General features: G+C 39.3%; 27 protein-coding genes and 1 tRNA gene. 20 read left to right on the top strand and 8 right to left on the bottom strand.

The window, feature by feature from the left end; all coding sequences use genetic code 11:
* Window positions 1-4: 4 nt before the first annotated feature.
* The 5 genes from ACE1ET_RS00410 to ACE1ET_RS00390 all read left to right on the top strand — a co-directional run bounded on the left by ACE1ET_RS00410 (window position 5) and on the right by ACE1ET_RS00390 (window position 4,608).
* On the top strand, window positions 5-385 hold the full coding sequence (locus tag ACE1ET_RS00410) for a VOC family protein (RefSeq protein ID WP_375726373.1): 381 nt from the start codon (window positions 5-7) through the stop codon (window positions 383-385).
* A gap of 108 nt (window positions 386-493) precedes the next feature.
* The gene (locus ACE1ET_RS00405; protein ID WP_375726372.1) at window positions 494-874 is read left to right on the top strand and encodes a PKD domain-containing protein; all 381 of its coding nucleotides are present in this window, start codon (window positions 494-496) and stop codon (window positions 872-874) included.
* 134 nt (window positions 875-1,008) lie between these two features.
* Complete coding sequence (locus ACE1ET_RS00400) at window positions 1,009-3,069, top strand: sensor histidine kinase (protein WP_375726371.1); 2,061 nt, start codon at window positions 1,009-1,011, stop codon at window positions 3,067-3,069.
* Window positions 3,070-3,079: 10 nt separating this feature from the next.
* The gene (locus tag ACE1ET_RS00395) at window positions 3,080-3,847 is read left to right on the top strand and encodes a LytR/AlgR family response regulator transcription factor (protein WP_375726370.1); all 768 of its coding nucleotides are present in this window, start codon (window positions 3,080-3,082) and stop codon (window positions 3,845-3,847) included.
* A gap of 158 nt (window positions 3,848-4,005) precedes the next feature.
* On the top strand, window positions 4,006-4,608 hold the full coding sequence (locus ACE1ET_RS00390; protein ID WP_375726369.1) for a hypothetical protein: 603 nt from the start codon (window positions 4,006-4,008) through the stop codon (window positions 4,606-4,608).
* A 72-nt stretch (window positions 4,609-4,680) separates the two neighbouring features.
* Here the strand turns inward: ACE1ET_RS00390 and ACE1ET_RS00385 are convergent, their stop codons facing one another.
* Complete coding sequence (locus ACE1ET_RS00385; RefSeq protein ID WP_375726368.1) at window positions 4,681-4,851, bottom strand: hypothetical protein; 171 nt, start codon at window positions 4,849-4,851, stop codon at window positions 4,681-4,683.
* A 5-nt stretch (window positions 4,852-4,856) separates the two neighbouring features.
* Window positions 4,857-5,018, bottom strand: coding sequence for a hypothetical protein (locus ACE1ET_RS00380; protein WP_375726367.1), 162 nt, complete (start codon window positions 5,016-5,018; stop codon window positions 4,857-4,859).
* 75 nt (window positions 5,019-5,093) lie between these two features.
* Between ACE1ET_RS00380 and ACE1ET_RS00375 the strand changes: the two genes are divergently transcribed.
* Genes ACE1ET_RS00375 through ACE1ET_RS00355 form a run of 5 tightly spaced genes read left to right on the top strand, consistent with a single transcriptional unit; the run spans window position 5,094 to window position 9,092 of the window.
* Entirely contained in the window at window positions 5,094-5,444 is a 351-nt protein-coding gene (locus ACE1ET_RS00375) for a TfoX/Sxy family protein (protein WP_375726366.1), read from the top strand.
* A gap of 57 nt (window positions 5,445-5,501) precedes the next feature.
* On the top strand, window positions 5,502-6,125 hold the full coding sequence (locus tag ACE1ET_RS00370; protein WP_375726365.1) for a peroxiredoxin-like family protein: 624 nt from the start codon (window positions 5,502-5,504) through the stop codon (window positions 6,123-6,125).
* A gap of 43 nt (window positions 6,126-6,168) precedes the next feature.
* Window positions 6,169-7,482, top strand: coding sequence for a rhodanese-like domain-containing protein (locus ACE1ET_RS00365; RefSeq protein WP_375726364.1), 1,314 nt, complete (start codon window positions 6,169-6,171; stop codon window positions 7,480-7,482).
* 11 nt (window positions 7,483-7,493) lie between these two features.
* The gene (egtD, locus tag ACE1ET_RS00360) at window positions 7,494-8,495 is read left to right on the top strand and encodes an L-histidine N(alpha)-methyltransferase (protein ID WP_375726363.1); all 1,002 of its coding nucleotides are present in this window, start codon (window positions 7,494-7,496) and stop codon (window positions 8,493-8,495) included.
* An 18-nt stretch (window positions 8,496-8,513) separates the two neighbouring features.
* Window positions 8,514-9,092 carry an NADPH-dependent FMN reductase gene (locus ACE1ET_RS00355; protein ID WP_375726362.1) on the top strand — a complete coding sequence of 193 codons (579 nt, stop codon included), beginning with the start codon at window positions 8,514-8,516 and terminating at the stop codon, window positions 9,090-9,092.
* A gap of 398 nt (window positions 9,093-9,490) precedes the next feature.
* On the opposite strand, the gene ACE1ET_RS00350 is transcribed toward ACE1ET_RS00355, so the two are convergent.
* From ACE1ET_RS00350 to ACE1ET_RS00340, 3 genes are all read right to left on the bottom strand, one after another.
* On the bottom strand, window positions 9,491-9,847 hold the full coding sequence (locus tag ACE1ET_RS00350) for a cupin domain-containing protein (RefSeq protein ID WP_375726361.1): 357 nt from the start codon (window positions 9,845-9,847) through the stop codon (window positions 9,491-9,493).
* A gap of 114 nt (window positions 9,848-9,961) precedes the next feature.
* Window positions 9,962-10,828, bottom strand: coding sequence for a helix-turn-helix domain-containing protein (locus ACE1ET_RS00345; protein ID WP_375726360.1), 867 nt, complete (start codon window positions 10,826-10,828; stop codon window positions 9,962-9,964).
* A 528-nt stretch (window positions 10,829-11,356) separates the two neighbouring features.
* Window positions 11,357-11,638 (bottom strand): hypothetical protein, encoded by a 282-nt coding sequence (locus tag ACE1ET_RS00340; protein ID WP_375726359.1) that lies wholly within the window; start codon window positions 11,636-11,638, stop codon window positions 11,357-11,359.
* A gap of 141 nt (window positions 11,639-11,779) precedes the next feature.
* Between ACE1ET_RS00340 and ACE1ET_RS00335 the strand changes: the two genes are divergently transcribed.
* A complete protein-coding gene (locus ACE1ET_RS00335; RefSeq protein WP_375726358.1) occupies window positions 11,780-13,255 on the top strand; it encodes an MFS transporter in 1,476 nt (491 codons plus the stop codon).
* A 95-nt stretch (window positions 13,256-13,350) separates the two neighbouring features.
* Here the strand turns inward: ACE1ET_RS00335 and ACE1ET_RS00330 are convergent, their stop codons facing one another.
* Entirely contained in the window at window positions 13,351-13,683 is a 333-nt protein-coding gene (locus tag ACE1ET_RS00330; protein WP_375726357.1) for a hypothetical protein, read from the bottom strand.
* A gap of 80 nt (window positions 13,684-13,763) precedes the next feature.
* On the opposite strand from ACE1ET_RS00330, the gene ACE1ET_RS00325 reads away from it, so the two are divergent.
* Together ACE1ET_RS00325 and ACE1ET_RS00320 are read left to right on the top strand one after the other, a co-directional pair.
* Window positions 13,764-14,603: a helix-turn-helix domain-containing protein gene (locus ACE1ET_RS00325; protein ID WP_375726356.1), complete on the top strand. Its 840-nt coding sequence runs from the start codon at window positions 13,764-13,766 to the stop codon at window positions 14,601-14,603.
* 151 nt (window positions 14,604-14,754) lie between these two features.
* Window positions 14,755-15,912 (top strand): right-handed parallel beta-helix repeat-containing protein, encoded by a 1,158-nt coding sequence (locus tag ACE1ET_RS00320; RefSeq protein WP_375726355.1) that lies wholly within the window; start codon window positions 14,755-14,757, stop codon window positions 15,910-15,912.
* A gap of 131 nt (window positions 15,913-16,043) precedes the next feature.
* Here ACE1ET_RS00320 and ACE1ET_RS00315 read toward each other — a convergent pair whose 3' ends face one another.
* On the bottom strand, window positions 16,044-16,310 hold the full coding sequence (locus ACE1ET_RS00315; RefSeq protein WP_375726354.1) for a hypothetical protein: 267 nt from the start codon (window positions 16,308-16,310) through the stop codon (window positions 16,044-16,046).
* 353 nt (window positions 16,311-16,663) lie between these two features.
* Here ACE1ET_RS00315 and ACE1ET_RS00310 point away from each other — a divergent pair, with 353 nt between their 5' ends.
* The 6 genes from ACE1ET_RS00310 to ACE1ET_RS00285 all read left to right on the top strand — a co-directional run bounded on the left by ACE1ET_RS00310 (window position 16,664) and on the right by ACE1ET_RS00285 (window position 23,262).
* Entirely contained in the window at window positions 16,664-17,590 is a 927-nt protein-coding gene (locus ACE1ET_RS00310) for a hypothetical protein (protein ID WP_375726353.1), read from the top strand.
* Window positions 17,591-17,944: 354 nt separating this feature from the next.
* A tRNA-Arg gene (locus tag ACE1ET_RS00305) sits at window positions 17,945-18,018 on the top strand.
* Between the two features lie 314 nt (window positions 18,019-18,332).
* A complete protein-coding gene (locus tag ACE1ET_RS00300; protein WP_375726352.1) occupies window positions 18,333-19,820 on the top strand; it encodes a S10 family peptidase in 1,488 nt (495 codons plus the stop codon).
* Window positions 19,821-20,024: 204 nt separating this feature from the next.
* Window positions 20,025-20,831 (top strand): DUF4382 domain-containing protein, encoded by an 807-nt coding sequence (locus tag ACE1ET_RS00295; protein ID WP_375726351.1) that lies wholly within the window; start codon window positions 20,025-20,027, stop codon window positions 20,829-20,831.
* Window positions 20,832-21,167: 336 nt separating this feature from the next.
* Window positions 21,168-21,995 (top strand): DUF4382 domain-containing protein, encoded by an 828-nt coding sequence (locus ACE1ET_RS00290; protein WP_375726350.1) that lies wholly within the window; start codon window positions 21,168-21,170, stop codon window positions 21,993-21,995.
* Between the two features lie 196 nt (window positions 21,996-22,191).
* Window positions 22,192-23,262 (top strand): NAD-dependent epimerase/dehydratase family protein, encoded by a 1,071-nt coding sequence (locus ACE1ET_RS00285; RefSeq protein ID WP_375726349.1) that lies wholly within the window; start codon window positions 22,192-22,194, stop codon window positions 23,260-23,262.
* Between the two features lie 210 nt (window positions 23,263-23,472).
* Here the strand turns inward: ACE1ET_RS00285 and ACE1ET_RS00280 are convergent, their stop codons facing one another.
* Window positions 23,473-24,291: a hypothetical protein gene (locus ACE1ET_RS00280; RefSeq protein WP_375726348.1), complete on the bottom strand. Its 819-nt coding sequence runs from the start codon at window positions 24,289-24,291 to the stop codon at window positions 23,473-23,475.
* 421 nt (window positions 24,292-24,712) lie between these two features.
* On the opposite strand from ACE1ET_RS00280, the gene ACE1ET_RS00275 reads away from it, so the two are divergent.
* Window positions 24,713-25,933, top strand: a complete 1,221-nt coding sequence (locus ACE1ET_RS00275; RefSeq protein WP_375726347.1) for an outer membrane protein assembly factor BamB family protein — start codon at window positions 24,713-24,715, stop codon at window positions 25,931-25,933.
* The last annotated feature ends 31 nt before the right edge of the window (window positions 25,934-25,964 follow it).

The following is a 25,964-nucleotide window of genomic DNA, read 5'->3' as shown; positions in this document are numbered from 1 at the left end:
AAGTATGAAAATAGACCACATTGCAATTATGACCCGGAATCTGAATGAGATGATCCGGTTCTATGTACAGCATTTCGGTTGTACCACGTCAGAAATTTATTCAAATCCTATAAAAAAACTCACAACATGTTTCTTATCGTTCGGAGATGGTACCAGAATAGAACTGATGCATATTGAGGATATGGCTTACAATAACCGGCAATCAACCGGCGGACTGATTCACCTGGCTATCAAAATAGGGTCGAAAGAAAAAGTCGATGACTTCACACGAAAATTAAAAAGCGTTGGTGTTACTATTATAAGTGAACCCAGGTTCACTGGTGACGGATATTATGAGAGTGTCATCTCCGATCCTGAAGGAAACCTTATTGAATTAACCGCCTGATGGTTATTATGAATTTGTCATTATTAATAAGATTGTTGATTCTTGATCCAGATCAATTTTAAAAGAAATGGGTTAAAGTAAGTTTGTACAAATTATAAATTAAAGATTATGAAATATTTACAATTAAACTTTATAAAACTTACTTTACTATTCGTGTTGATGATAGCCGTTATGCCTTTTAGTTCGTGCGACAAAAAAACGACCGAAGATATCTGTATGGATGGCCTGTCGCCAAAAGCAGTATTTGAATATTCACGTTTCAAATGTGATGATGGGACACTGCAATGTGTACAGTTTCAAAATATGTCTGAGGATACATCGCCCGAAACTGTGTATTATTGGAGCTTTGGTGATGGTAAGGAAGGAGACGACGAAAACCCGGTTCACTCCTATTTTCACCCGGGAACTTACCATGTTGTGCTAAAGGTTATAAACTGCAACGGGACAATTTCCTTTCACAAGGATTCCGTTACTGTTTATTATGACTGAAGTTGGTGAAAGATCAACATTAACAGTAATATGGACGCTACAATTTATTTGCTTCGTATTTTGTAACATCGTTTTACCAACAAGCAAGGGCTGAAAGCCTTGTAGATTCCAGCTTGGCATGCAATGCCAGGCTGATGAGCGAAGCGAGTACCCACACTGACGGTGTGGCTGATGATGCCTTTTGTAGTTTATCGGCTTATTTCGCAGCTTATCGGAAAAATGTAGTATTAATGACAGATGCGATGTTTTTTTACACAATAAATTATAATTTTAATGCAATGAAAAAAAGACACCTCACCTTGTTATTACTCACAGGAATACTGTTCCTGGGACAAATGGTTCATGCGAAAGACCTGTTTTCAAATCTGGATAAAGCCACAGAAAAGAAGTACTGGGATTTTATGAGTGAACGGCTGTTTGATCCTAAAATAAGAGTATTTGCCAAATTTCCCTATAAGGACATCCGAATCGCTTTGTCAGACGCAACTTTAAAGGACAGTTTAATCGTCAAAAACCTTGTTCTCGAATTAGGACCTGTTATCCAAAATAAAAAAATCCTGATAGAACCGTACAGACAAGGTGAAAGACTCCCTGATTTATGGTTGCACTTTCCCAAAAGAGATACATTAAACAGATCTACTCACAACTTCAGCTTTTCTTCGAACGGAGAATTAAAAAAATTTGAAGACGAATCAGGAAATATCATAAAATACGATGGGTTTAAGGGGCAATTTCAAACAGAAATTTACCTACAAAATATATTGTTTGATTTCAAAGATGCTGCAACAGATTCACTACGCACCCGCTATATCCGATACGCCATTTTAAGATCCTTCTGCGCATTTAACGGAAACCGCAATACTATTAAAACCTACATTGATCATGCTGTATTTAACGCCTATGAATTTAATCCTGAAGGGACTGAATTTAAAGAGGTTGACAAATTTCTTCTATTCAAGCTGTATTTACAGGACGTAAACAAACAATATAAAAATTACTTTCTGGAATACCATTCCTGGATGGAGTATTATATTTATTTCATTAATGAATTTCTAAGTGGTTTTTCATATAAGATAATAACGTTTATAATTGGCTTAATTCTTTTTCTGGTTTTCTTAAAGTCTGTATTTATCCGCTCTTATAAGAGCACAATTATGAGCTACATACTTCCTGGATTAACCATTTTTGCAATTCTCTATCTAACTATGGTTTTAAACGAAATTCCATTGATATTTACGTTTGGAAAAGAAAACTACAATGATTTCAGGCACGTCACCAGGCTGAGTGGTTATTTAGTTAACAATTTCATTGTCCTTATTATCTCAATTTCGTTTTTTACATGCACCCTTTACATTATTGAAAACTATTTACTACCTCTTAAAGCTTTTAGAAAAAGAAAAGTTTTATTTCAAGCTTTAACGCTCCCATTTTTAATTGTAACAACAATATTATCTCTTATACTTCTCACAGGAACTCATATTCATCTGGCAGGTCTTCTTGCCAAGGTGTTAACATGGGGTATTACGTTTTCAGTTGCCCGTGGAATATGGCTCTTTTTAAATAACATATCAGACTTAAAGCTCAAAGAAAAAGAAGTGGAGATCAGCCGGCTAAAAGAACAAAAATCACAGGCTGAGCTACAGGCTTTGCATTCCCGGATCAACCCGCATTTTTTATACAATTCACTGAACACCATTGCCGGACTGGCGCATAGCAATCCTGATAAAACAGAACAAATGGCTTTATCCCTGTCAGATTTGTTCCGCTATACAATAAACCGGAACGGGGAACAGATGAGTAGCGTAAAAGAAGAAATGATGATGGTTGAAACCTACCTGGACATCGAAAAAATTCGTTTTGGTCAGCGGATGACTTTTACCATAGATGTGGATCAGGATTTAAAAGAATTATTAATCCCCAAATACATTATTCAGCCCCTGGTGGAAAACGCTGTAAAGCATGGTATATCCAAAATAAACGGAGCTGGAAATATTGGTATTTCCGTTCGCAGCGATAAGGATGACCTACTCATTGAAATTTTCGATAACGGACCTGCATTTGATGAAGGACTGGTAAGCGGCTACGGACTTCAGAGTGTATTCGACATTCTTGAGCTGACTTACGCATCACGGGCTTCAATGCATTGGGAAAACGAACCGCGAAAATTTATCCAAATAACCATACCTTTAAAATAACCCGATCATAATGAATACAAAAACATACTCGTGTATTATTGTAGATGATGAACCCGCAGCAATTCAGCGGTTAAAGGAACTGGTGAGTGATTTTCCTTCTACATTCAGGATAACCGGTACAACTCAAAATGCAGTGGAAGCCATCGATTTAATCAATTCGCTTGAACCGGATTTAATTTTTCTTGATATCCAAATGCCGGAAATAACCGGTTTTGATCTGATTAAAGCTTTACACAAGATTCCACTGATTGTATTTTGTACCGCCTACGATCAGTATGCATTGAAAGCATTTGAGACAAACAGCATTGATTATTTACTCAAACCGGTCAAAAAAGAGCGCTTAGAACAAACTGTAAAAAAACTAAACTCACTTACTTCTCAACCGGACAGAAACGAATTGATGAAACTGCTGGAACAGATATCCGCCGTTTCACCTAAAAAGGAACTGACTTCCATTACCGTGCGTCAGAATAACAAAATTCAGTTTTACAGGTTAAGCGATATTGCATATTTCAAAGCCGCGGATAAATATGTGAGCTTATATTTAAAAAACGGCGAAGAAAAGATCATAGAGAAATCGCTGGCTCAGCTGGGTCAGGATCTTCCCGAAAATTTTCTGAGAGTTCACCGTTCTGTTATCATCAATAAGAATTTTGTACAGGAAGTACAGGTACACTTTAACAGCCGCTATGCCATTATCATGAATGATCACCCAAAAACAAAGATTATTTCGGGGAGAAGTTATCTAGCCGGAATAAAAAAATGGATGGATTATTAATGTCAGTCAGAACTACCTTTGTTTGAACACGGCTTACATTTAACCATCTTATTTCCAACAAGAAAACCTGAATAAAAACATCATCATTCAACAAAATTGTCTTAATTTTATATACCTCAAAAAATGTACTCAGTTTAAACTCTCTAATATAACTTCAAATGAAAAAGTCACAGAACCGTAAGCCATTAAGAGTTATCATCATTCTATTGTTCTGCTTTTCCTTTATTGGTCTTCAGTCACAGGTTACAGTACAACATACACCTGCTATATTTATCGGACTTGGAGGCGGACTAAATGAAATGGGTATTGCGGGTATTGCTATGGAACTTCCAGTAGGCGGTAAGAATTCATTCGGTGCCTCTGCCGGAATTGGCAGCTGGGGCTATAAATTGCGTGGTAGTCTGAACTTTTATACAAAAGAAGCCGGCTATAAATCATGCTTTAGTCTTGGCGTCAGCTATGCGACAGGAATGGACAATTTCTCAAGCGAACTACCGGTCGAACCGGATGATGAAATGGTAGAACTGGAAATGGATCTACTTCCGGTTTTAAGTATCGATTTGGTTTACTCCTATAATATAAGAGTAGGAAAATCATCCAAAGTCGTATTATCCTTAGGTTATTCCATCAACACAAAATCGAATGCTTATACCCTGCATGACAGCTATTATCAGTTAAGTGACACAGGCAAACAGGCTATGAATTTAGCTCAACCCGGAGGTCTGCTCCTTGGTCTGAAATTCATGTTCGGAGTCGGATAAAATCGTTTAGTGCGACACACTAATATCTCCTACTTTTTTAAAAGGAGCTGTCCCTTCCGATAACTATCGGAATTATCGGGGCAGAGGATTTCTTTCAGCCCTACAGGCTGATCCATTGCACAGGCCATCACCCGGCACTGCGTCCCGGGTTTTATACTCCCAGTCCTTCAGACTGGATTTCGATCTTAATTCTTTTACTCCGCATTGCGTTGCACCGGACTTTTGCTGCCGGTCTGTTGGCATGGAAACTAATCAACTTTACTGGTTAAAATAAAGGCTGAAAGCCTTGCTGATTCAAGCTTGGCATGCAATGCCAGGCTGATGAGCACAGCGAATATCCACGCTGAAGGTGTGGCTGAAAAACATACATTATTCGTATCATCAATCACATGTCCACAAACATTTTGCACATATCCGTTGTTTAAAAATAAACCTCCCTTAATTACTCTTTACTTTCCGGTTTTCGCACAAAACAGAACAGAATTATGGCATACGATGAATATTTAGTAGATCGCATTCGAATAACATTCAAACATAAAAACGTATCCTTCGAAGAAAAGAAAATGATGGGTGGACTGTGCTTTATGGTTAACGACAAAATGTGCACGGGCATCATCAGGAACAATCTGATGGCACGTATTGACCCGGAAATTTACCAAGAGGCACTTAAGAAGAAGGGATGCAGGGAAATGGATTTTACAAAACGCCCCATGATCGGCTATGTGTATGTTGAACCCGAAAGTCTCGACACCGAAAAAGATCTGGAATACTGGATACAGCTTTGCCTTGATTTTAATCCAAAAGCGAAAGCAAGCAAAAAACGCAATAAAATTTAATACATTTTTCCTGTAAGGTTAATGCCACAATTTCGTCTGAATCCTTAAAAATTTCAAATGAAATCTGTTATAATCACACTTCTGTTTACATTATCGTTCTCATTTTTGCATGCGCAGAAAACGAGACGTGCAGAGGATGCAAAGGGTTTAAATACCGGTACAAAAGCGCCATTGTTTTCCGCTATTGATGCGGATAGTTCTGAATTTAATCTTTCGGCAGCACTGAAAGACGGTCCCGTAGTATTAATATTTTACCGTGGTTTTTGGTGTCCCGTGTGCAATAAACACCTCGCCACTATTCAGGATAGTCTGTCACTTGTAACTAAAAAAGGAGCAACCGTGATTGCCGTCTCACCGGAAAAACCTGAGTATTTGGATAAAATGAGAGAAAAAACCGGGGCACAATTCCGCTTATTATATGATGACGGATATAAAATAGCCGATGCCTACGATGTTACTTTTACACCTCCGCTGGCAACACTTTTTACATATAATACCGTTTTGAACGCAAAGTTAAAGGAAAGCCATTCCGATGACTCACAACGACTGCCCATTCCGGCCACCTATATCATCAATACAAAAGGGATCATTACCTGGCGACAGTTTGATCCGGATTATCACAACCGGTCAACAGTTAAAGCAATAATTGAGCACCTGCCTGTTCATGAAACAGGTCATTAAAACAGGATAAACAAAAGCACTACAGAACAATAAAATAAAAACTATGCTACAGGAACATACCGTAATTACAACATCAGAACTAATCCGAAAACTGAACAACAACAGAGTAAAACTTATCGATATCCGGCCTGTGGATGCCTATAATGGGTGGAAGCCCGGAAATGAATCCAGGGAAGGCCACATAAAAGGGGCCAAAAGTCTTCCTTACAAATGGACGAAATATATAGACTGGATAGAAATGGTAAGGCATAAAAACATTCAGCCTTCCGATGAGATCATAATCTACGGATACGAAAAAGAAGAAATTAAAACGGTAGCAGATAGTTTTTTAAAATTCGGATATAAGAACATCAGCCTTTATCTGAATTTTACGGATGAGTGGGCCACCGACGATTCATTACCTATGGTTCATCTTAAACGTTACCAAAATCTTGTGTCCGCTCAATGGGTGAACCGGTTAATTTCAGGAGAAAAACCTGAGCATTACACGAACACCAGGTACAAGGTTATTCATGCACATTACAGAAACAGAGATGCCTATCTTACGGGACATATCCCAGGAGCCATCGATATGGATACCCTTGCAGTGGAAGCGCCTGAAACATGGAACCGACGATCTCCTGAAGAACTGAAAGCAACGTTTGAGCAACACGGCATTACGTCTGATACAACTGTAGTGGTCTATGGAAAATTTATGTATCCTGACAATAATGATCCTTTCCCCGGCAGTGCAGCAGGCGATATCGGAGCCATACGAATCGCGTTTATCATGCTTTATGCGGGCGTTAAGGATGTTCGCATTCTGAATGGTGGATTTCAGGCATGGACGGATGAAGGTTTTGAAGTATCTTATACGGATGAACCTAAAATACCGGTCCCTGATTTCGGATCCGCAATACCGGTACATCCCGAATTGGCCGTAGATACTCCGGAGGCAAAGGAGATACTTGCCGCAACCAATGCAGAACTGGTGTGTGTACGAAGCTGGCCTGAATACATCGGCGAAGTCAGCGGGTATAATTATATTGAACCCAAAGGCCGTATTCCGGGTGCCGTGTTTGCCGATTGCGGAAGCGATGCCTACCATATGGAAAACTACAGGAATTTTGATCATACCACGCGTGAGTTTCATGAGACTGCGGATATATGGATAAATCGTGGGATTACACCGGATAAACACCTGGCCTTTTACTGCGGAACCGGATGGCGGGGCAGCGAAGCATGGTTTAATGCATGGTTGATGGGCTGGCCAAACGTATCGGTTTACGACGGCGGTTGGTTTGAATGGAGCTCCGATCCATCCAACCCGTTCGAAACCGGAATCCCTGAAGAATATCTCATAACAAATAAATTGTAAACTATTTCAACATGAATAATTCTGATATTGCCATACAGGTAAATCCGCATCTGACCATAAGTAATTATCTGTCCACCGAGAATGAAAGTGATGTGTTGCATGAGATTCTGGACGGGCTAAAAGCAGAACAAAAATATATTTCGAGCCGCTTTTTTTATGATGAAAAAGGATCCGCACTTTTTGAAGAAATCACATCCTTACCGGAATATTATCCCACAAAAACCGAGACAGCCATTTTAAAAGCTAACGCTACCAATATTCCGGGTCATTATACCAATATTGACATTATAGAACTTGGCAGCGGTGACTGCACAAAAATATCGGTTCTGCTTGACGCGGTTCAAAAAAACAGGATGAAACATATTAATTACATTCCTGTAGATGTGAGCGAGGCCGCAGTGTTAAAATCAGCGGATATCCTTTCGCTCAAGTATCCGGGCCTAACGATTCATGGGTTACTCGCCGATTTTTTAAAACATCTGGATCAGTTACCCGGGGAGCAAAAACGACTGATATGCTTTTTCGGCAGCACGCTTGGCAACCTTGACAGAAAGCAGGCAACGAATTTTTTGATGAACCTGAAACGCATCATGAATCCCGGAGACCAGCTGATACTAGGCCTTGATATGGTGAAAAATATTAGCATATTGCATAAAGCGTATAACGACTCGCAGGAAATTACAGCCCGGTTCAACAAAAATATCCTGAATGTAATCAACGAAATCATTCAGACGGACTTTGACACACGTAATTTTGAACATTACGCTTTTTATAATGAACAGGAAGCCCGAATAGAGATGCACCTTAAAGCAGCAAAAAACATGCGTATTTCAAGTCCGTTGTTCGATGAAAAAATAGATATTAAAGCCGGCGAAACAATCCACACAGAGAACTCTCATAAATTCACATTAGCTGATATCCGTAAGTTTGAAACATTGACAGGGTTAAAAATTCAAAACATTTACACCGATAAAGAACAATGGTTTTCGCTGGTAAGTTTTATTCATATATAAACGCATAAATCCCGATTGATGGAATTAACAATAAGTATTATATATGGTTCTGTACGAACGGAAAGACGAGGCATTAAAGTGGCAAAATACCTTGAGCAAAAATTAACAGACCGGAATTTAAATGTTCGTTTTATTGATCCCAAAATGTACAGCCTACCCTTACTGGACAAAATGTTTAAGGAGTATAAACCGGGTACAGCTCCTGAGGTAATGGAGAAATTATCGGGTATTTTTAAAAGTTCGGATGCGTTTTTAATTGTTTCAGGAGAATATAACCACAGCATTCCACCTGCACTAAAAAATTTACTGGATCATTTTCAACGCGAATATTATTTTAAACCGTCGGCCATTGCAACATATTCGGCCGGTTCATTCGGAGGAGTAAGAGCAGGTGTTCACCTGAGAGCAATCCTCGGAGAACTGGGAATGCCTGCTATTTCTTCTATGCTCCCGTTTCCGGTTGTCGGTAATTTATTCAACGAAAACCTTGAACCGAACAATAGCAGAATTGAATCTTCTACGGCAAGATTCATTGATGAATTAATCTGGTACGCTGAAGCGTTTAAACGACAACGGGAAATATCTGTTCCGCATTAATATATAATTTCTCCTCCTTTTTCTAAAGTACCGGGTTTTGTGCTCCCGGTCCTTCAGACCGGATTAGAACCCTAACACTTTACTCCTGTGCATTGGACAACTTTGTAAGTTAAAGCAAAGGCTTTCAGCCTTTGCGATTCCAGCCTGACATGCAATGTCAGGCTGATGAGCATAGCGAATACCCACGCTGAAGGTGTGGTTGAAAATTTAAAGTTCCATAATTCATAATAGCATCCTCGCTACGGTTTATTTTTCTCCTTTTCGATTGATTTTAAAGATGCAAATAATCCCAGGCAACAACTATTATGTCCTCTTTTTCAAAAGGAGGCCCCCCTGAACGAAGCGTCAGGGGCAGAGGATTTTTTCAGTCAGCCCTTCATAAGCGATAGGCCTGTCTGCTATTCTTTCAGATATACCAGTATCATTTTTGTTGGCTGGTCTCCTGTATTAACTACTGAATGTGTTTCAGCAGCATCGAACCAAATTGAAGCTCCTGATTTTACCTCTATATCCTGAGGTTCCCCGTTTTCGGGTGTAATCCGGACTTTTGAATCCGTTAGAACGATAGTTAAATGTGGTTCATGGTGGTGCATTCCTAATCCACAAACATCACCCTTTGGTTGACTGATATGTTCAACGACTTTTATTTTGTCGTTGTCTACAATTACTTTTTCTCCTGGTTCGGAAGAATCGTTGCTTTGTGCTAAAAGTGTTCCACAAAAAAATACCAGCGATATAAACAATAAACTTTTCATGATGTTAATTTTTAATGATTAATAATTACATCACAAAGTTAAAGTGTTATATATCAGAGTGTTTTTCTTAGATAATCATTTTTTTTGTTTTCCTGTTCAGGTGAATTTGTATGATTACTCATTTTGTGAACGATAACTTGTAGGCGATAAATTGAATCTCTCCTTAAATATTCTGCTAAAGTGCGAGACATTTTCAAAGCCACATTCGAACGCAATCTCACTTATGGGTTTACTTCCTGATTCCAAAAATCTTTTTGCTCGTTCAAGTCTTCTCTGTGTTAACCATTTTCCGGGTGTATTGTGATAATATTTTTCAAACTCCCTCCTGAAAGTACTTACACTTCTATTCGCCATCTGTGCAAACTCAGACAGACTTAAATTGTACATGTAGTTCGACTCCATGATTTCCCATATTGGCGTAACGTATCCATCACTAATCTGACTAATATATGAAAGCATGTGCCTGTTCCCGGGAGCAATAAGAACGTTGAAAAGTAATTCTTTAAACTTGGACTCAAAAATATCTTCAGGCAGCGGGCTTGACTTTTCAAAATAAGGAAGAATACTATGGTAGCAAACGCGGATCCTATCATTGATCTCAAATTCTTCTACAATACTCCCGTTTGTTGTCGGCAAATTTTTAAAATCAAGGTGTCCTCTTAATTCATTGAAGATTTTCTTTAGGTATTCGTCTTTTAAATAAAATACTAAAACATTCCATCCTGAAAAATCAGGGGGAAGTTCCTGCAAAAACGCACACCGTTTAACCAGTAATCCTTTGCTTTCGCTGGTTGTCCATTGGTTATCTCCGTGATGTATGATTCGCTTACCTGAAATCGTAAAAGCTAATTGATTGTGATTGGAATATAGAGTCAGTATCTGCTCTTGTTGCGGACAATCATAATAAAGGAACAAATTGTCCCTGAATGATATTTGTGTAAAAATATCCGGATTAGATTTATGTACTTCGTAAATATTCACTCAGCTTATTTATAGTGATTAACATTCTAAAAATGAAAATGTTGACAATGTTTGTATATAATCAATTACGTAAATATCTCGTATTACCTCCTATTACAAGGGAAATATACGTTCCGGTTGGTGGAGTTTGTTTACTCAACTGACTGTAGCCACCGTACATATCTGCAACCCGGCACTGCATACCTTTTGGGGACTCCCGGTCCTTCAGACAGGCTTTCAACCCTAACACTTTTACTCCGGTGCGGTGCACAGGACTTTTGTTACCAGTCCGTTGGACTGAAACTTAACAACTTTGCAAGATAAAACAAAGGCTGAAAGCCTTAGCGATTCCTGCCTGGCATGCAATGTCAGGCTAATAAGCACAGCGAATACCCACACTGAAGGTGTGACCGAAAATCCCAAGTTCCAAGTTAACCGTAACGTCCCCAATACAGTATATTTTCCTCGCTATAGTTTGATTTCAACGATGCCAATAATTCCAGACAACCACTTGTAAATACGTCCTCTTTTTTCAAAAGGAGGTGTCCATCAGTTGACGGACGGAGGATTTCTTCCAGCCCAACAGGCTGATCCTCCACACAGGTCTGCAACCCGGCACTCCGTAATGTTTTGGTGCTCCCGGTCCTTCAGACCGGATTTCAAACTTAACACTTTTACGCCGGTGCGTTGGACAACTTTGCAGGTTAAACCAAAGGCTGAAAGCCTTAGCGATTCCAGCCTGGCATGCAATGTCAGGCTGATGAGCACAGCGAATACCCACGCTGAAAGTGTGGATGAATAAATCCGGGCCTCGATAAATTGCATTTTCATAAAATATTAACCAATTTTATACAGATATATACCAATTGTGTTTAATACTCTGACATACAGTACAAAAATGGAAGATTTCAAAGAAACAACTTTATAATACAAGGGTTGAGATAAAGGACTAACAATAAAAACGAAATAAAAATGAGTACAGATAAGAAATCATTTTTTGGTGTCATGAAATCTTTTAAAGGAGGATTTTGGATTGCAAGTACGATGGAACTTCTTGAGCGTTGGGCCTGGTATGGACTATTTGCAGTTTTGGCACTTTACTTAACCGGATCAACAGATGAAGGTGGACTGGGACTTTCACATATAGAGAAAGGACAAATTATGGGAATTGTAACTGCAATTTTGTACTTATTGCCATTATTTACCGGGGTTATAGCAGATAAAATTGGCTATAAGATATCTTTAATAATCGCCTACGTATTATTGATTTCCGGATACTATGTAATGGGTGAAGTGCAATCATATGCCATGGTTTTTATTGTGTTTTTATGGGTAGCTGTAGGTGCAGCCATGTTTAAACCTGTTGCTTCTGGTATTGTTGCCAAAAATACCGATGAGTCTAATTCTGTCTTAGGTTTCGGAATTTTTTACATGATGGTCAATATTGGTGGATTTATTGGACCAGCTTTATCTTCAACTCTGCGTACTCAATTTGGCTGGAAATTAATATTTCTTCAGGCAGCTACCGTGATTACATTAAACCTGGTAATCGTTTTACTACTTTATAAAGAAAAGGACAGAGAAAAAAATACAGAAACAATCTCAGAAGCCATTAAAAGTTCCCTGGTTAAAATCTGGGAAGCTGTTAAAGACAGACGTCTTTCCGTATTACTTATAATAATGGTTGGTTTCTGGACAATGTTTAATCAACTGTTTTATACACTCCCAACTTTTATTGAAGACTGGGTCAATACCAAAGCATTGCATGACTCAATTGCACAGATCTCTCCATGGATTGCCAGCGCAATGAGTGGCGGCAGTGATTCCGTTAAACCGGAAATGTTAGTTAATCTTGATGCAGGCTCTATCATATTGTTCCAGTTAATCGTGTCGTATTTTGTGTTAAAAATGCGTCATGTAAGTGCCATGATAACGGGATTTTTCATTGCCGCCATAGGTATTGGGATTACATTCTATACCGGGAATGGTTTCTATACCATACTGGGAATAATGATTTTCGCCATTGGTGAAATGATGACGAATCCAACGTTCTCCTCATTTATAGCATTGATATCTCCAAAAGGGAAAGAAGCCTTATACCAGGGGACTTACTTCCTGCCGGTTTTCCTGGGTAATTTCTTAACAACATTTGTTTCAGGTAATCTTTACGAGGCATGGTCTGATAAATTAAGCCTGTTGCAATTAGAAGTGGCAAACAGAGGAATTGCAATGCCGGAAATAACTCAGACTTTTACAAAAAACGATTACTTCGCATCTGCTTCTCAGAAACTGGGAATGACACAAAATGAAATGACACAATTTCTTTGGGATCACTATCAACCAAATAAAATTTGGTATGTAATTACAGGTATTGGTATTGTTACTATTTTAGCTTTAGTAATTTACGACAGATTGGTAATCAGGCCAAAAGAAGCGAAATTAAAATAAAATTCGGTTTACAAAAAAACGAAGAATAATATCCTCGCTACGGTATATTTTTCTCCCATCGTTTGATTTTAACGTTGCTAACATTTACGGGCAACTTAGTATAATTCGTCCTCCTTTTTCAAAAGGAGGTGTCCGTCAGTTGACGGACGGAGGTTTTCTTTCAGCCCTACAGGCTGAACCTCCATCAGGTCTGCAACCCGGCACTCCGTAATGTTTTGGTGCTCCCGGTCCTTCAGACCGGCTTTCAAACTTAACGCTTTTACGCCGGTGCGTTGGACAACTTTGCAGGTTAAACCAAAGGCTGAAAGCCTTAGCGATTCCAGCCTGGCATGCAATGTCAGGCTGATGAGCACAGCGAATACCCACGCTGAAAGTGTGGTTGAATATATCCTGGCCTGGATAAATTGCATTTCCTTAAAAATTTCCAAAGAATAATTATTTTTTTTGACATACACAAAAAAGTTCAATAACGTATTTTACGGAATGATTATTGAATTATATTTGTTTTATGGTTACTCCACTTTCCACAGAGCACACTATTCCTGATGGATTAAAAGATGTAATTATACAAATAACATCCACTCAGTTTACAACAAACGGGGAAACGCTGGAAGATAAATTTATACCCAACTGTTGTACAGGATGGGTTATACATTTTAAAAAAACGTTCACCTTATCGGGTGCCAATTTCAGTCCGTTTATTCTGCCAACCACATTTTTTATCGGCAATATTAACCATTTCCTGTTCCTGCGTTCCCTGGGCGATTCCGATAGCATTGTAATCATATGTAAACCTTATGGATTGTACCGGATTTTCGGGATCAACATGGGATATATTTCCCAAAACTACTGTGTTGATGCCATGCCCTTTATTACCAGTGATTTTTACGACCTGATAAAAAATTGTAGTACAACAACACAACGCATAAACCTTTTAACCGAATATATTGAACAGAAGTTGCAAACATCACATAAACCGCCCCACATAGTTGATAGTATTTGCGACGAGTTAACCGCTCATAATGGCAACATAAAAATACAGGAACTAGCTGCAAGATATAACCTGAACGAACGCTATCTGCGTCGCCTGTTTAAGGAGCGCATCGGGTTATCTGCAAAACAACTGGCAAGAATTGCCCGCATAAGTTATATGATCAGAAATCTGCCGGTAAAAACAAAACCGGAATGGCTCTCACTCGTCAATGAATGCGGATATTCGGATCAGGCTCATCTTATCAACGATTTTAAAGCAGTTACGGGAGAAACACCCAACACATTATTTAACAGGGACCGCCGATATATGAACTTCATAACCTTTCTCAAACAGGATGAAATAACATTTCCATGAAATAATATGCCCTCAATTTATGTCCGTTTTTTACAATTTTTTGGTTCAGCCATCTTCTAATTTTGCTTACAACAATGCTTAGCCTGACTATTGCAAATAAGTAAAGCCAGCTTGTAAACAAACCATTATTATTCACTAAAACAATTTTAAAATGAACCGAAAAATTCTGATGTTGACAGCGTTCGGGCTTATTGCCCTTATTACCTCGTGTGTTAAAGTAAAAGAAAACATAACCGAAAATATTGTAACAGACGTTAACTCTCCCACCACTTTATCGGCAGACAAAGAGTGGACCATTGAAGGATATGTTTCTGTTAATTCGGATCTGGTTATTGAACCGGGAACCGTTATAAAATTCAAAGAAGACGCCTCTCTGAATATTGGAAACGGACAATATGGTTCACTTAAAGCCATTGGTACCGCCGATAAACCTATCATCTTTACTTCAGCATCTTCCAATCCCGAATCCGGTGACTGGGACGGGATTTATTTTTACGATAAAAATTCAGCATCGGCAAGCGAACTGACTTACTGTACCGTTGAATATGGAGGTAAAGAATCTGCATACGATGATGAAACTGCTGCTATTGAACTATATTATACAAAAGTAAAAATGTCTCATTGTACAATCCGTCATATTAAGAATTGTGGGATCTACCTGAACAACGAATCTGAATTTAATGCGTTCACCAACAACCGAATCGAAGATTGTGAAAAACATCTTATGATCCTTTCAGCAACAGCTGCAGGCAATATCGGATCGGGCAACACCTTTACACCAAACGGGAACTATGGCATCCTGATCCTTATTTCTGATGTCACAACCAACGTAACCTGGCAGCCTCAAACAGCACCTTATTTTGTAAATGACTGGATAAGCATAAACGGAAATAATGCCGTAATGACAATAAATGCCGGAACTACAATTAAACTAAAAGCTAACGGGGCCTTTGTGGTAGGAAACGAAGACAGCGGAATTATAAAAGCTACAGGCACAACATCCAATCCTGTTACATTTACGTCCGCCGCGTCATATCCATCCAAAGGAGACTGGCAGCTTATTCTTTTTGGTTCATACACCAAAGCAGGTTCTAAACTGGATAATTGCATTATAGAATACGGGGCCGGTGCTAGCAGCGATGATGAAGATGCTGCTATAGAAATTCATTCGTCAAATGTAAGTGTAACAAATTGCGCAATAAGAGAAAACGAAGGGTATGGTATTTATATTTGGTACGATATTACTCCAGTTATTTCGAATAACACATTTGAAAACAATAATAACAGCGATATTTACAGAAACGAGTAACCTATGTCTTATTAACCATATGGAGGTTCGTTTTAATTAACCCGACAACCGTAGCGTAACTGCTACGGTTTTTTACTTTTCCTTTCTCCCGTCGTTTGATTTTAACGACGCAAATAATCCCATACAACAACTTATAATATGTCCTCCTTTTTCAAAAGGAAGTGTCCGTCAGTTGAAGGACGGAGGATTTCTTCCAGCCCTACAGGCTGAACCTCCACCAGGTCTGCAACCCGGCACTCCGTACTGTTTTGGTGCTCCCGGTCCTTCAGACCGGATTTCAAACTTAACACTTTACTCCGGTGCGTTGGACAACTTTGCAGGTTAAACCAAAGGCTAAAAGCTTTAGCGATTCCAGCCTGGCATGCAATGTCAGGCTGATGAGCACAGCGAATACCCACACTGAAGGTGTGGATGAAAATCTAAAGTTTCATAATTAACCGTAACGGCCTCGCCACGATTAATTTGTTTACAACATTTCTATTCCATGCTTTGCCGTGAGTAAATAATGATATTCTTCCATTACACAAGCTTACCGATCATCGCATAATGTCAAAATACCTTCCGGTTAATAAAATAATAGAGATCAATATTTTAAGTTGATATTTTCATCATAATGCTTTAAATTTATCATGCAAATAGTGATATCATCTTTGATATAACATTTCAACTTCTCCTTTTTTACTCACATCCGTTTTTTTGATTTTCAACCAGGTCATTTTCATTTAAATCCTAATGGATAAAATTAATGACAATGGCTACCTTAAATTTCAATATTATGACATATTATAATTCAAACAGTTTTGCGAACTGGGTAAAAAGGAAGCATGCGGATTTTTTCCCGGGAATTTATAACCAGAATAAGCATAAAATCATTGATTTTAAAGAAGAGGTCGTCTTACCTATCAATGAAGGTTCTGAAAGATGGTGGAGGTTTACCGTTAAGTTAAATTCAATCATGGTGCTTGCTTCATACGAGGCACCAGGATTTGATGAAGATCCACAGATTGTAGGCATAATTAAGAATGATGATGCAACGAGCATTATAAACTCAAAACCCAAATCCTCTGATATTGATGTCGGAAGATTATATTTAATTGATACCGAGGTACTGAATATTCATACTTTAAAACTATTACCTCACTCCTCAGAAATATTTGTAAGTGCTGTAGATACTTCAAATAATCTTACAACAGAAATAATAGATGAGTTGAAAACTACCTCCGGACAGTTGTTAAACAGTGCAACGGCGTTAATTCCTTATGGAGCAAATGCAAACAGGATTGCAAGTAGTATTCTTGATGAGATATTTGATGAAATTGGAAGACCCAAAGAAATTGGAAACCCGTATTATTTATTCAAAGTATCCAACAAGCAATACTGGAAGCGTAAACCGGAAGATGATATATGGCATCAGTACAAATTTATTGCCTTTGTGGCTGAAGATCCGGATGATGAAGATGAACCATACGAGGAAATTTATCTGTCGCTGTGGGAATTAAAGCTTGAATCCGAAAAGGCTGTTATGGGTGAAGCGGTTGAACCGCCACCTCCTTCAGAGGATATAAAGTTGAAAAATGAGGTTAAAAAAACCGAGAGTTCAGAAGAAGAACTAAAAGAGAAAGTTCCGGTAAAGAAAACATCAGAACAAAAGATTAATAAAGAAGAAAAACGGGAATAGAGAATCCTGTTTCCAAAATTAATAATTGTGCGATAGCCGTAGCGTTCCACGCTGCGGCTATTTTGTTCAAAATTTCTAATCCGTAAAAACTTACCACTCTTTTCTCTCTTTAATCATGATTAAATTTCTAAAACTTATGTAATAAAAGATAGGGATCTAGAACATAAATCAAATACAATTTAACAGAACTGTTTTTTTTCTTTGCCCTCATTCTCAAATTATATATATTTGCACCGCTCAAATAAAAATGCTTTAATGAAAGTATTTTAGCGATGATTGGTTTCGTAGTTCTCCCAAATGTTGGGAAGATGGAGCATCTGAAAAGAGTTCAGACATTTAAAAATATAACTTACTGGTTCCGTAGCTCAGCTGGATAGAGCATCTGCCTTCTAAGCAGAGGGTCGTGGGTTCGAATCCCGCCGGAATCACTAAGAACGTAAAACCCAACACGTTAACGTGTTGGGTTTTTTATTTCAAGCTATTCTCATGCTTGCATGAAGAATTGTGCAGAAATAAAAAAAAGTAACTGCGAAGCAGTTGGTTTTACGTTCGGAATTCGGAGCACCACGGGATCACGCCAGTAATCCTGCCGATGTCGTACCTACGGCACTCAAAACCTATACGTTGTAAGTTTTACCCATATATCGTACCTCTTGCACTAAAAGGAATTGGGCCAATTACAATCAATACCGCATAAACTTTAACCCGGTACAACTTGTTGTGCATACATAATTTACGCAAAATGAAAAAACTAACGTTTCTTTTCCTTCTGATTCTCACACTTCCGTTGCTTCACGCACAAAAGTTAAAAATCCCGGTCGATACCATGGTGGTTACGCAACACAACACCACTATCAACGATCAAAAACTGGCTTATACCGCCGTTACCGGCATGCAACCGTTGTGGGACGAGGACGGGAATCCAATTGCCACACTCAGTTACACCTATTATAAAAAATCCGGCGTTACAGACTATGCCAAACGTCCCCTGATGATCTCTTTTAACGGCGGTCCCGGATCGGCATCCGTATGGATGCAGATTGGGTATACGGGTCCCATGCAGCTGAATCTTGATCCGGATGGCTACCCGGTTCAACCCTACGGCCTGCACGAAAATCCGTATTCAGTACTCGATGTCACCGATATTCTGTATGTTAACCCGGTTCAAACGGGATATTCCAGGCCGCTGAATGAATCTGACAAAGAAAAGAACAATAAACTGTTCTTCGGGGTGAACGCGGACATCAAATACCTGGCCGAATGGCTGAACACCTTTGTCACACGAAATGAACGCTGGCTATCGCCCAAATATCTTATTGGTGAAAGTTATGGCGGCACACGCGTTTCAGGTCTGGCTCTTGAACTGCAGGATAAGCAATGGATGTACCTTAACGGTGTGATCCTTGTATCACCGGCGGACTTTAATTCGCTGATGTCAGACCGTCCTTTGGCATCCACACTGAACTTCCCTTATTTTACAGCAGCAGCATGGTACCATAAGGTGCTTCCCGATGCATTGCAACAAAAAACGTTAGAAGAAATTCTTCCCGAAGTGGAAGCCTTTACCCTGAATGAGCTTATGCCTGCACTGGCCAAAGGTGGGTTCATCGGTGAAACAGAAAAAAATGCCATCGCCCAAAAAATGGCTTATTATTCCGGTTTATCACAGACGTTTATTTTGCAAAACAACCTGGACGTTCCCACGCCGTATTTCTGGAAAGAATTGCTGCGCGATAAAAGCGGTTATTCAACCGGAAGACTGGATTCCCGCTATCTTGGTCTTGATAAATCCGAAGCCGGCGACAGTCCCGATTACAATGCCGAAATGTCGGCCTGGATGCACGCATTCACGCCTGCTCTCAATTATTACATGGCCGAAGACCTGAACTTTAAGACCGATGTAAAATACAACATGCTGGTTCCACTTAAAACATGGGATCTGCGGGATAACCATACACGTGATCAGCTGCGCCAGGCTATGGCCAACAATCCGTATTTAAACGTCATGTTTCAGGCGGGTTATTTCGATGGAGCAACCACCTACTTTAAAACCAAATACATGATGTGGCAAATGGACCCTGCTGGTAAAATGAAAGACAGAATGTCGTTTAAAACCTACGAATGCGGGCATATGATGTACGTCCGGCAGGAAGATCTGAGGAAAGCCACCAACGACATCCGTTCATTTATCGAAGCGTCTAAGGTGAATACAAAGCCGGCAAAATACTGAAATACATAATAGTCATCTGATTTTCAGCACTAAATTATTTAAGCTATTTATGTTAAATATTTCGCTCTAAATATGAAATCAAACATTTATTATTATATTAATTGATATTAAAATAACTATGTAATTTCAATATTTTAATATATAAGTACGTGTAATCCAGCCCTCATTTGTCTTTATAATGTAATTAACGTAAACCGGTTTGCTATGTTTAAAGAAACTAAGTGCTTAGGTTTAGCTCTCGTTTTCGCAGGATTATTCTTTGTTTCCTGTAACAAGAACATGGAGAACAACATATTTTCTACCAGTACATTAAAAATAACCCTGGCAGACTCTCCCGGAGATTTTAAAGCTGTATACGTAGATATTAAAGGCGTAATGGTATATGCTGTGACCGAAGCAGATTCGGGCTGGATCACACTACCGGAAATACAAACCGGTATATACGACCTGTTACAGCTGACCAATAATGTGGATACTTTACTGGGTGAAAATGAAATTCCGTCGGGTTACCTGTCACATATCCGGCTTTTGCTGGGACCTGATAATTACCTTGTTACAACGAAAGATACCATTCATCTGGAAACACCCGGTGCGCAACAGTCAGGATTAAAACTGCACATAGATCAGTTTCTGGAACCCGATCTGATTTATAATATCGTGCTGGACTTTGATGCGGCAAAATCAGTTATCACTGCAGGAAATTCAGACAAATACATCCTCAAACCGCTGTTAAGGACACTGATAGAGCAAAGCACCGGATCGATAAAAGGAATGCTGCAACCCGATTCAGTATCGTATGCTGTATATGCTGTATCAAATGGCGACAGCATAAGTACGTTTACAGATGCCAGTGGTGCCTTTGTTCTTAAAGGGCTCTCACCGGAAATATATTCGGTATATATTGATCCGGGTAAAAACTCCGGCCTGAATGATACCATACTTCCTCCTGTTGGTGTAGATATTGGTATAGTAACAAACCTGGGCATTATTCAGCTCAATGCGAACAGATAAACCTCGCATTCACTCAAAGCATTAAATCAGGAATAGATCATATTATCTCTCTGTCCTGATAATTTCAAAACATTTGATAATAATTAATTATTTGTTTATAAATCATTTATAAAACAATACATAATACTATAATGATTTTAAATAAAATATTTATTAATCTTAACTACGTAATCTGTTCACTTAATCTGTCTTAGTTATGTATTTTGTAAAACTTGTCTTTTTGTGTTAAAAATAATTAGAGCGAAACCGGATTAGCAACATCACTGCGTTAAGCGCGTTAGAAAGACCAGATATGCATATCTTAAAACAATAATCTTAACAGTAAAAAGAAAAATTATGAATTTTAAACCAGAAAACATCTTAAAAAGGATAATTAGCCTTGCCCTGATATTTGTGTCTGCAGGAATCATTTTCACGTCCTGCGATGAAAATCAGGGAGGAACGACCTCTTCTACCAGTACCTTACGTGTAAAGCTAACCGATTCGCCGGGCGATTACAAAGCGGTGTACGTAGATATACAGGAGGTAAAAATCTATTCTGTAACAGAAGAAGATTCAGGCTGGGTATCGCTTCCAAACATACATACAGGCATGTACGACCTGCTGAAGCTTACCAACGGTGTGGACACTTTACTGGGTGAAAATGAGATTAAGTCGGGAATGATCAGCCAGATAAGGCTGATTCTTGGTGAGAATAATTACCTGGTGACCGAAGACGATTCCGTAAAGTTAAGTACCCCGAGTGCACAACAGTCAGGGCTTAAGATAAAAGTGAACCGCGTACTTGATCCAGATCTTTCATACGATATACTACTGGATTTTGATGCATCCGGATCAGTCGTCAAGGCTGGGAATTCGGGTAAATATAACCTGAAGCCGGTGATCCGGACCGTTGTGGAACAATCCACCGGTACCATAAAAGGAATGGTTAGTGCGGATTCTGTCAGCTGTGCTGTTTATGCCATTACGGGTGAAGATTCTGTGGGAACCTTTACCGACACAACGGGCATGTTCCTTTTAAAAGGTCTTGATCCTGACACTTACGCCTTATATATTGACCCGGGAGAAAATTCCGGTTTAAAAGATACATCGCTATCCAACATCACTGTTACATCAGGTAATGTTACAGATCTTGGAATGATAACAATAGCCCCGGCAGATTAAGTTCTGCCAGGAAAAACCCCCTCTCTTGTATTCCCGTCATTTTCAGTTTTCAGTTTCTGATCTGGCGGGAATACTGCTTTACACCCTTAACCATCATATTCTATCCAATTAAGATAATTTAAGGCAGCAGTAATGAACTTTCGTGGTAAAATATTGTATTAGCACTAATACATTTAAAACACAAAGACACAGGAATATGGTTAATATTGATAAAACAAAACCCGTTTTGGTTACAGGCGCTACAGGTTATGTGGCAGGATGGCTGGTAAAAAGATTGCTTGAAGAAGGACTTACGGTTCATGCCGCGGTCAGGAACCCGACCGATAAAACCAAAGTGGCTCACCTTGACAAAATTGCAAAAGACGCTCCAGGAAAGATAAAATATTTTAAATCCGATCTGCTTGAACCCGGTTCATATGCAGAAGCCATGAAAGGATGCGAAGTGGTTTTTCACACGGCATCACCATTTACCACTGAAGTCAGAAACCCACAGAAACAACTGATCGATCCGGCTGTAAACGGTACTGCCAATGTTCTGGATCAGGCCGATAAAACAAAATCGGTAAAGCGTGTCGTGGTAACCAGCAGTTGTGCTGCCATTTACACCGATGCCACCGACTGCCTGAAAGCGCCGAATGGGGTATTGACTGAAGAAGTATGGAATACAACAGCATCGCTGGAATACCAGCCATACTCCTATTCTAAAACACTGGCTGAGAAGAAGGCGTGGGAAATGTATAAAAGTCAGGATCGCTGGGAACTGGTAACCATAAATCCGAGTTTTGTGCTGGGACCTGCTCTTAATCCGGCAACAGTAACCTCTGAAAGCTATAACATTCTGAAGCAGGTTGGAGACGGCACAATGAAAATGGGTGCGCCGCGTATGGGCATTGGTGTTGTGGATGTGCGGGATGTGGCAGAAGCGCATTTCCAGGCCGGGTTTAATCCCAAAGCTAAAGGAAGATATATCACATCGGGTCATAATTCTGATATTCTGGATATGGCACTGACCCTGGTTCCGAAATATGGCGACAAATACCCTATTCCCAGAAAAGCATTACCAAAATGGTTCCTGATGCTGGTTGGACCTTTCGTCAATAAGTTGTTTTCGCGGCGTTATGTGAAAAACAATGTGAACGTACAGTTTAACGCAGACAATTCAAAAATAAAACACGACCTGGGAATTAAGTTCCGTCCGGTAGAAGAAACGATGCAGGATTCCTTTCAGCTAATGATTGATGCGAATATCATTAAAAAAGCATCTTAGATATCACAGAAGTATGAATAAGGCTTTAGCTGAGCTCAAGATTCTCATTGAAATTAATAGGAACACAGGTGAAAAGAGAGTAAAAAGTCTATACGAATAACACGTGTACAACTTTTTACTTTTTACCTTTTACTTTTTACCTTTTACTTTTTACTTTCTACTTTTTACTTTCTACTTTTTACTTTCTACTTTCTACTTTTAACTTGTTACTTAAATATTCTTTTTCAGTTCTTCTATGCGTTCTTCGGTAGTTTTTATGCTGGTCTCCAGCTGACGCATTTCGGTAATCACTTCTGAAAGTCCGTAGGCATCACGCACAGCTTCCTTATCAAATTTTTCAAGCACAATGTAATACGGGTTTTTGCCTTTATACATAGCTTTTAGTCTCTTCTGTGCATTATTTGCAATAAACAACGCAGCACCGTTGTCATATTCGCCTTTGTAATTTACACTCTCCCATTTCTCTTCACCATCCTCAAACTGCCGGTTATTTATACCTTTGGGTACAGGAAGTGTTTCGGCGTAAATCCCTTCGTCATAAATCTTAACTGCATCGTGGTTGATAAAGCTGTTGCCATGGTATTTACTTTCAATATAAAAATCCCCGTTTTCATCCACAATGGCTTTAATAAAAGTGCGGTTATATGAATTCGATACCTGTTGACGTTTCTGAACATAGGTTCCAACATAGCCTTTGCCTGGTCCCGGTTTAAAAACAAAGTTCTTTTTCAGTTCCTCAAAATCTTTTTTTCGCACGATTAACATACTGTCATAAAAAGCCAGACTACTCATCTGTTCCTTTAATTCCACCCTGTTCAACAGTTTACGTCCCTCCTCTATCTTTTCTTTCTGACCCGGAAACTCTTCACTGAGCGTATCAATTACCAGTTTGGCTTTATTAAATTCGTTGCTGTCCAGCAAGTGAATAGCATAATCCAGTTTTTTCTGTGCCAGTTCCTGATCCGATGGTCCGCACGAAGACATAAGTATGATAAGCAGTAGTAATAAAAAAGGAGAAATATATTTCATGATTTTATTGCGTTTATGCAAAAGTAACGAAATATTCCCTACGAAATTATATGAATTGAGTGGTAAGTAGTAAGTGGCAAGTAGTAAGTGGTAAGTGGTAAGTGGTAAGTAATAAGTAATAAGTAATAAGTAATAAGTTGTAAGTTGTAAGTTACAGGTACCTCCTCACGGAATACGGCCAACAATTCACGTTTACCGGGTGACAAGTTACGGGTGACAAGTTACAGGTTACAGGTGACAGGTTACGGGTGAAGCGTTACGAATGACCGGTGAAAAATTAGGAATGAAGAATTTGTCTTGATTCTTAAGTCTTGTGTCTTGTGTCTTGTGTCTTGATTCTTGTGTCTTGATTCTTGTGTCTTGATTCTTATATCTTGTGTCTATAAATTACTATCTTTATATCCCACTAAAACAATATGATATGAAGACACTGACCTCGTTATTTCTGCTTTTGACTACTATAATAACCTCCAGCGCTCAGATTTATCAGTGGCGCGGAATCAATCGAGACGGTATTTATCCGGATAAAAACCTCGCTTCAGAATGGGATTCCATTCCTCCACTTGTGATGACTATTGAAGGATGCGGCATGGGTTACGGTTCCCCTACCATTACTCCTGATGGTATTTTTGTGGCAGGGATGATCGATACACTGGGTTATGTATTCGCTTATAGTCCCTCGGGAGAAAAGCTCTGGCAGGTGGAATACGGTCCTGAATATACCAATCGGTTTCTGGGGTCGCGCGGTACACCTACCATTGAAGATGGTAAACTGTATTATTCCGGTACATTTGGCGATGTGATTTGCGTTAATATAAAAAACGGAAAACTCCTGTGGCATAAAAACATTTTCGACCTTTACGGCGGTGAACCGATCAAATGGGGCTACACGGAATCACCCTTGATCTACAAGGACTTGATGATCCTAACTCCCGGAGGAAAAGACTATAACGTTATTGCTGTTTCAAAAAAAACGGGCAAGCTGGTCTGGACCTGTCCCGTAGACAATGCCGTAAATGCCTATTGTTCCCCTGTTCTGATCCGGCATAATAACAAAGATCTGATCCTGATGAATACAAGCAATAACCTGCTGATGCTAAATCCTGATGACGGCTCTGTTTATCTGAAACATGCATTAACCGACCGGCGCGGAAACCACCCGATGGCTCCGCTGTATCAGGATGATCAGATTTTTTATTCTTCAGGTTACGGGGAAGGTTCCGTGATGTTTACCATTGATGATGCAAACCGTAAGCTGGATACGCTTTGGCAAAATCCCGATTTTGACTGTAAACTAAGTGGTATGACGGTGGTGGACGGAACCATTTTTGGAACAGCAGACCGGAAAAAACAATGGATGGGAGTTGCATGGAACAATGGAGAAACACGATTTGAAAGCCGCGATATTAAACCCGGATCGTTTGTAATGGCAGATGATAAGTTCTTTATTTTCACTGAAACCGGTGAAGTTGCGCTTGCCATTCCCGACAAAAACGGCTTCACTATCACCAGCCGGTTCATGATTCCGGCTCAGAACATTATCTATGCCTTTGCTCATCCGGTAATTGACAACCAAAAGCTGTACATCCGATACAATAATAACATCTGGGTACACGATATTTCAGATACAACACCTCAATAAACTCAGTGTAAAATCAGGAATCAGGAGTAGG

It is taken from the genome of Quyinboa mangrovi (assembly GCF_042219825.1).
Classification (GTDB): domain Bacteria; phylum Bacteroidota; class Bacteroidia; order Bacteroidales; family UBA5342; genus JBHJHP01.
This window is presented reverse-complemented; position numbering and strand designations above follow the sequence as displayed.

What these genes read in the sequence shown, in the direction of transcription:
- ACE1ET_RS00410 (WP_375726373.1), top strand. Translation starts at nt 5, where the DNA reads ATGAAAATAGACCACATTGCAATTATGACCCGGAATCTGAATGAGATG.
- ACE1ET_RS00405 (WP_375726372.1), top strand. Translation starts at nt 494, where the DNA reads ATGAAATATTTACAATTAAACTTTATAAAACTTACTTTACTATTCGTG.
- ACE1ET_RS00400 (WP_375726371.1), top strand. Translation starts at nt 1,009, where the DNA reads ATGAGCGAAGCGAGTACCCACACTGACGGTGTGGCTGATGATGCCTTT.
- ACE1ET_RS00395 (WP_375726370.1), top strand. Translation starts at nt 3,080, where the DNA reads ATGAATACAAAAACATACTCGTGTATTATTGTAGATGATGAACCCGCA.
- ACE1ET_RS00390 (WP_375726369.1), top strand. Translation starts at nt 4,006, where the DNA reads ATGAAAAAGTCACAGAACCGTAAGCCATTAAGAGTTATCATCATTCTA.
- ACE1ET_RS00385 (WP_375726368.1), bottom strand. Translation starts at nt 4,851, where the DNA reads ATGCCAACAGACCGGCAGCAAAAGTCCGGTGCAACGCAATGCGGAGTA.
- ACE1ET_RS00375 (WP_375726366.1), top strand. Translation starts at nt 5,094, where the DNA reads ATGGCATACGATGAATATTTAGTAGATCGCATTCGAATAACATTCAAA.
- ACE1ET_RS00370 (WP_375726365.1), top strand. Translation starts at nt 5,502, where the DNA reads ATGAAATCTGTTATAATCACACTTCTGTTTACATTATCGTTCTCATTT.
- ACE1ET_RS00365 (WP_375726364.1), top strand. Translation starts at nt 6,169, where the DNA reads ATGCTACAGGAACATACCGTAATTACAACATCAGAACTAATCCGAAAA.
- egtD (WP_375726363.1), top strand. Translation starts at nt 7,494, where the DNA reads ATGAATAATTCTGATATTGCCATACAGGTAAATCCGCATCTGACCATA.
- ACE1ET_RS00355 (WP_375726362.1), top strand. Translation starts at nt 8,514, where the DNA reads ATGGAATTAACAATAAGTATTATATATGGTTCTGTACGAACGGAAAGA.
- ACE1ET_RS00350 (WP_375726361.1), bottom strand. Translation starts at nt 9,847, where the DNA reads ATGAAAAGTTTATTGTTTATATCGCTGGTATTTTTTTGTGGAACACTT.
- ACE1ET_RS00340 (WP_375726359.1), bottom strand. Translation starts at nt 11,638, where the DNA reads ATGAAAATGCAATTTATCGAGGCCCGGATTTATTCATCCACACTTTCA.
- ACE1ET_RS00335 (WP_375726358.1), top strand. Translation starts at nt 11,780, where the DNA reads ATGAGTACAGATAAGAAATCATTTTTTGGTGTCATGAAATCTTTTAAA.
- ACE1ET_RS00325 (WP_375726356.1), top strand. Translation starts at nt 13,764, where the DNA reads ATGGTTACTCCACTTTCCACAGAGCACACTATTCCTGATGGATTAAAA.
- ACE1ET_RS00320 (WP_375726355.1), top strand. Translation starts at nt 14,755, where the DNA reads ATGAACCGAAAAATTCTGATGTTGACAGCGTTCGGGCTTATTGCCCTT.
- ACE1ET_RS00310 (WP_375726353.1), top strand. Translation starts at nt 16,664, where the DNA reads ATGGCTACCTTAAATTTCAATATTATGACATATTATAATTCAAACAGT.
- ACE1ET_RS00300 (WP_375726352.1), top strand. Translation starts at nt 18,333, where the DNA reads ATGAAAAAACTAACGTTTCTTTTCCTTCTGATTCTCACACTTCCGTTG.
- ACE1ET_RS00295 (WP_375726351.1), top strand. Translation starts at nt 20,025, where the DNA reads ATGTTTAAAGAAACTAAGTGCTTAGGTTTAGCTCTCGTTTTCGCAGGA.
- ACE1ET_RS00290 (WP_375726350.1), top strand. Translation starts at nt 21,168, where the DNA reads ATGAATTTTAAACCAGAAAACATCTTAAAAAGGATAATTAGCCTTGCC.
- ACE1ET_RS00285 (WP_375726349.1), top strand. Translation starts at nt 22,192, where the DNA reads ATGGTTAATATTGATAAAACAAAACCCGTTTTGGTTACAGGCGCTACA.
- ACE1ET_RS00280 (WP_375726348.1), bottom strand. Translation starts at nt 24,291, where the DNA reads ATGAAATATATTTCTCCTTTTTTATTACTACTGCTTATCATACTTATG.
- ACE1ET_RS00275 (WP_375726347.1), top strand. Translation starts at nt 24,713, where the DNA reads ATGAAGACACTGACCTCGTTATTTCTGCTTTTGACTACTATAATAACC.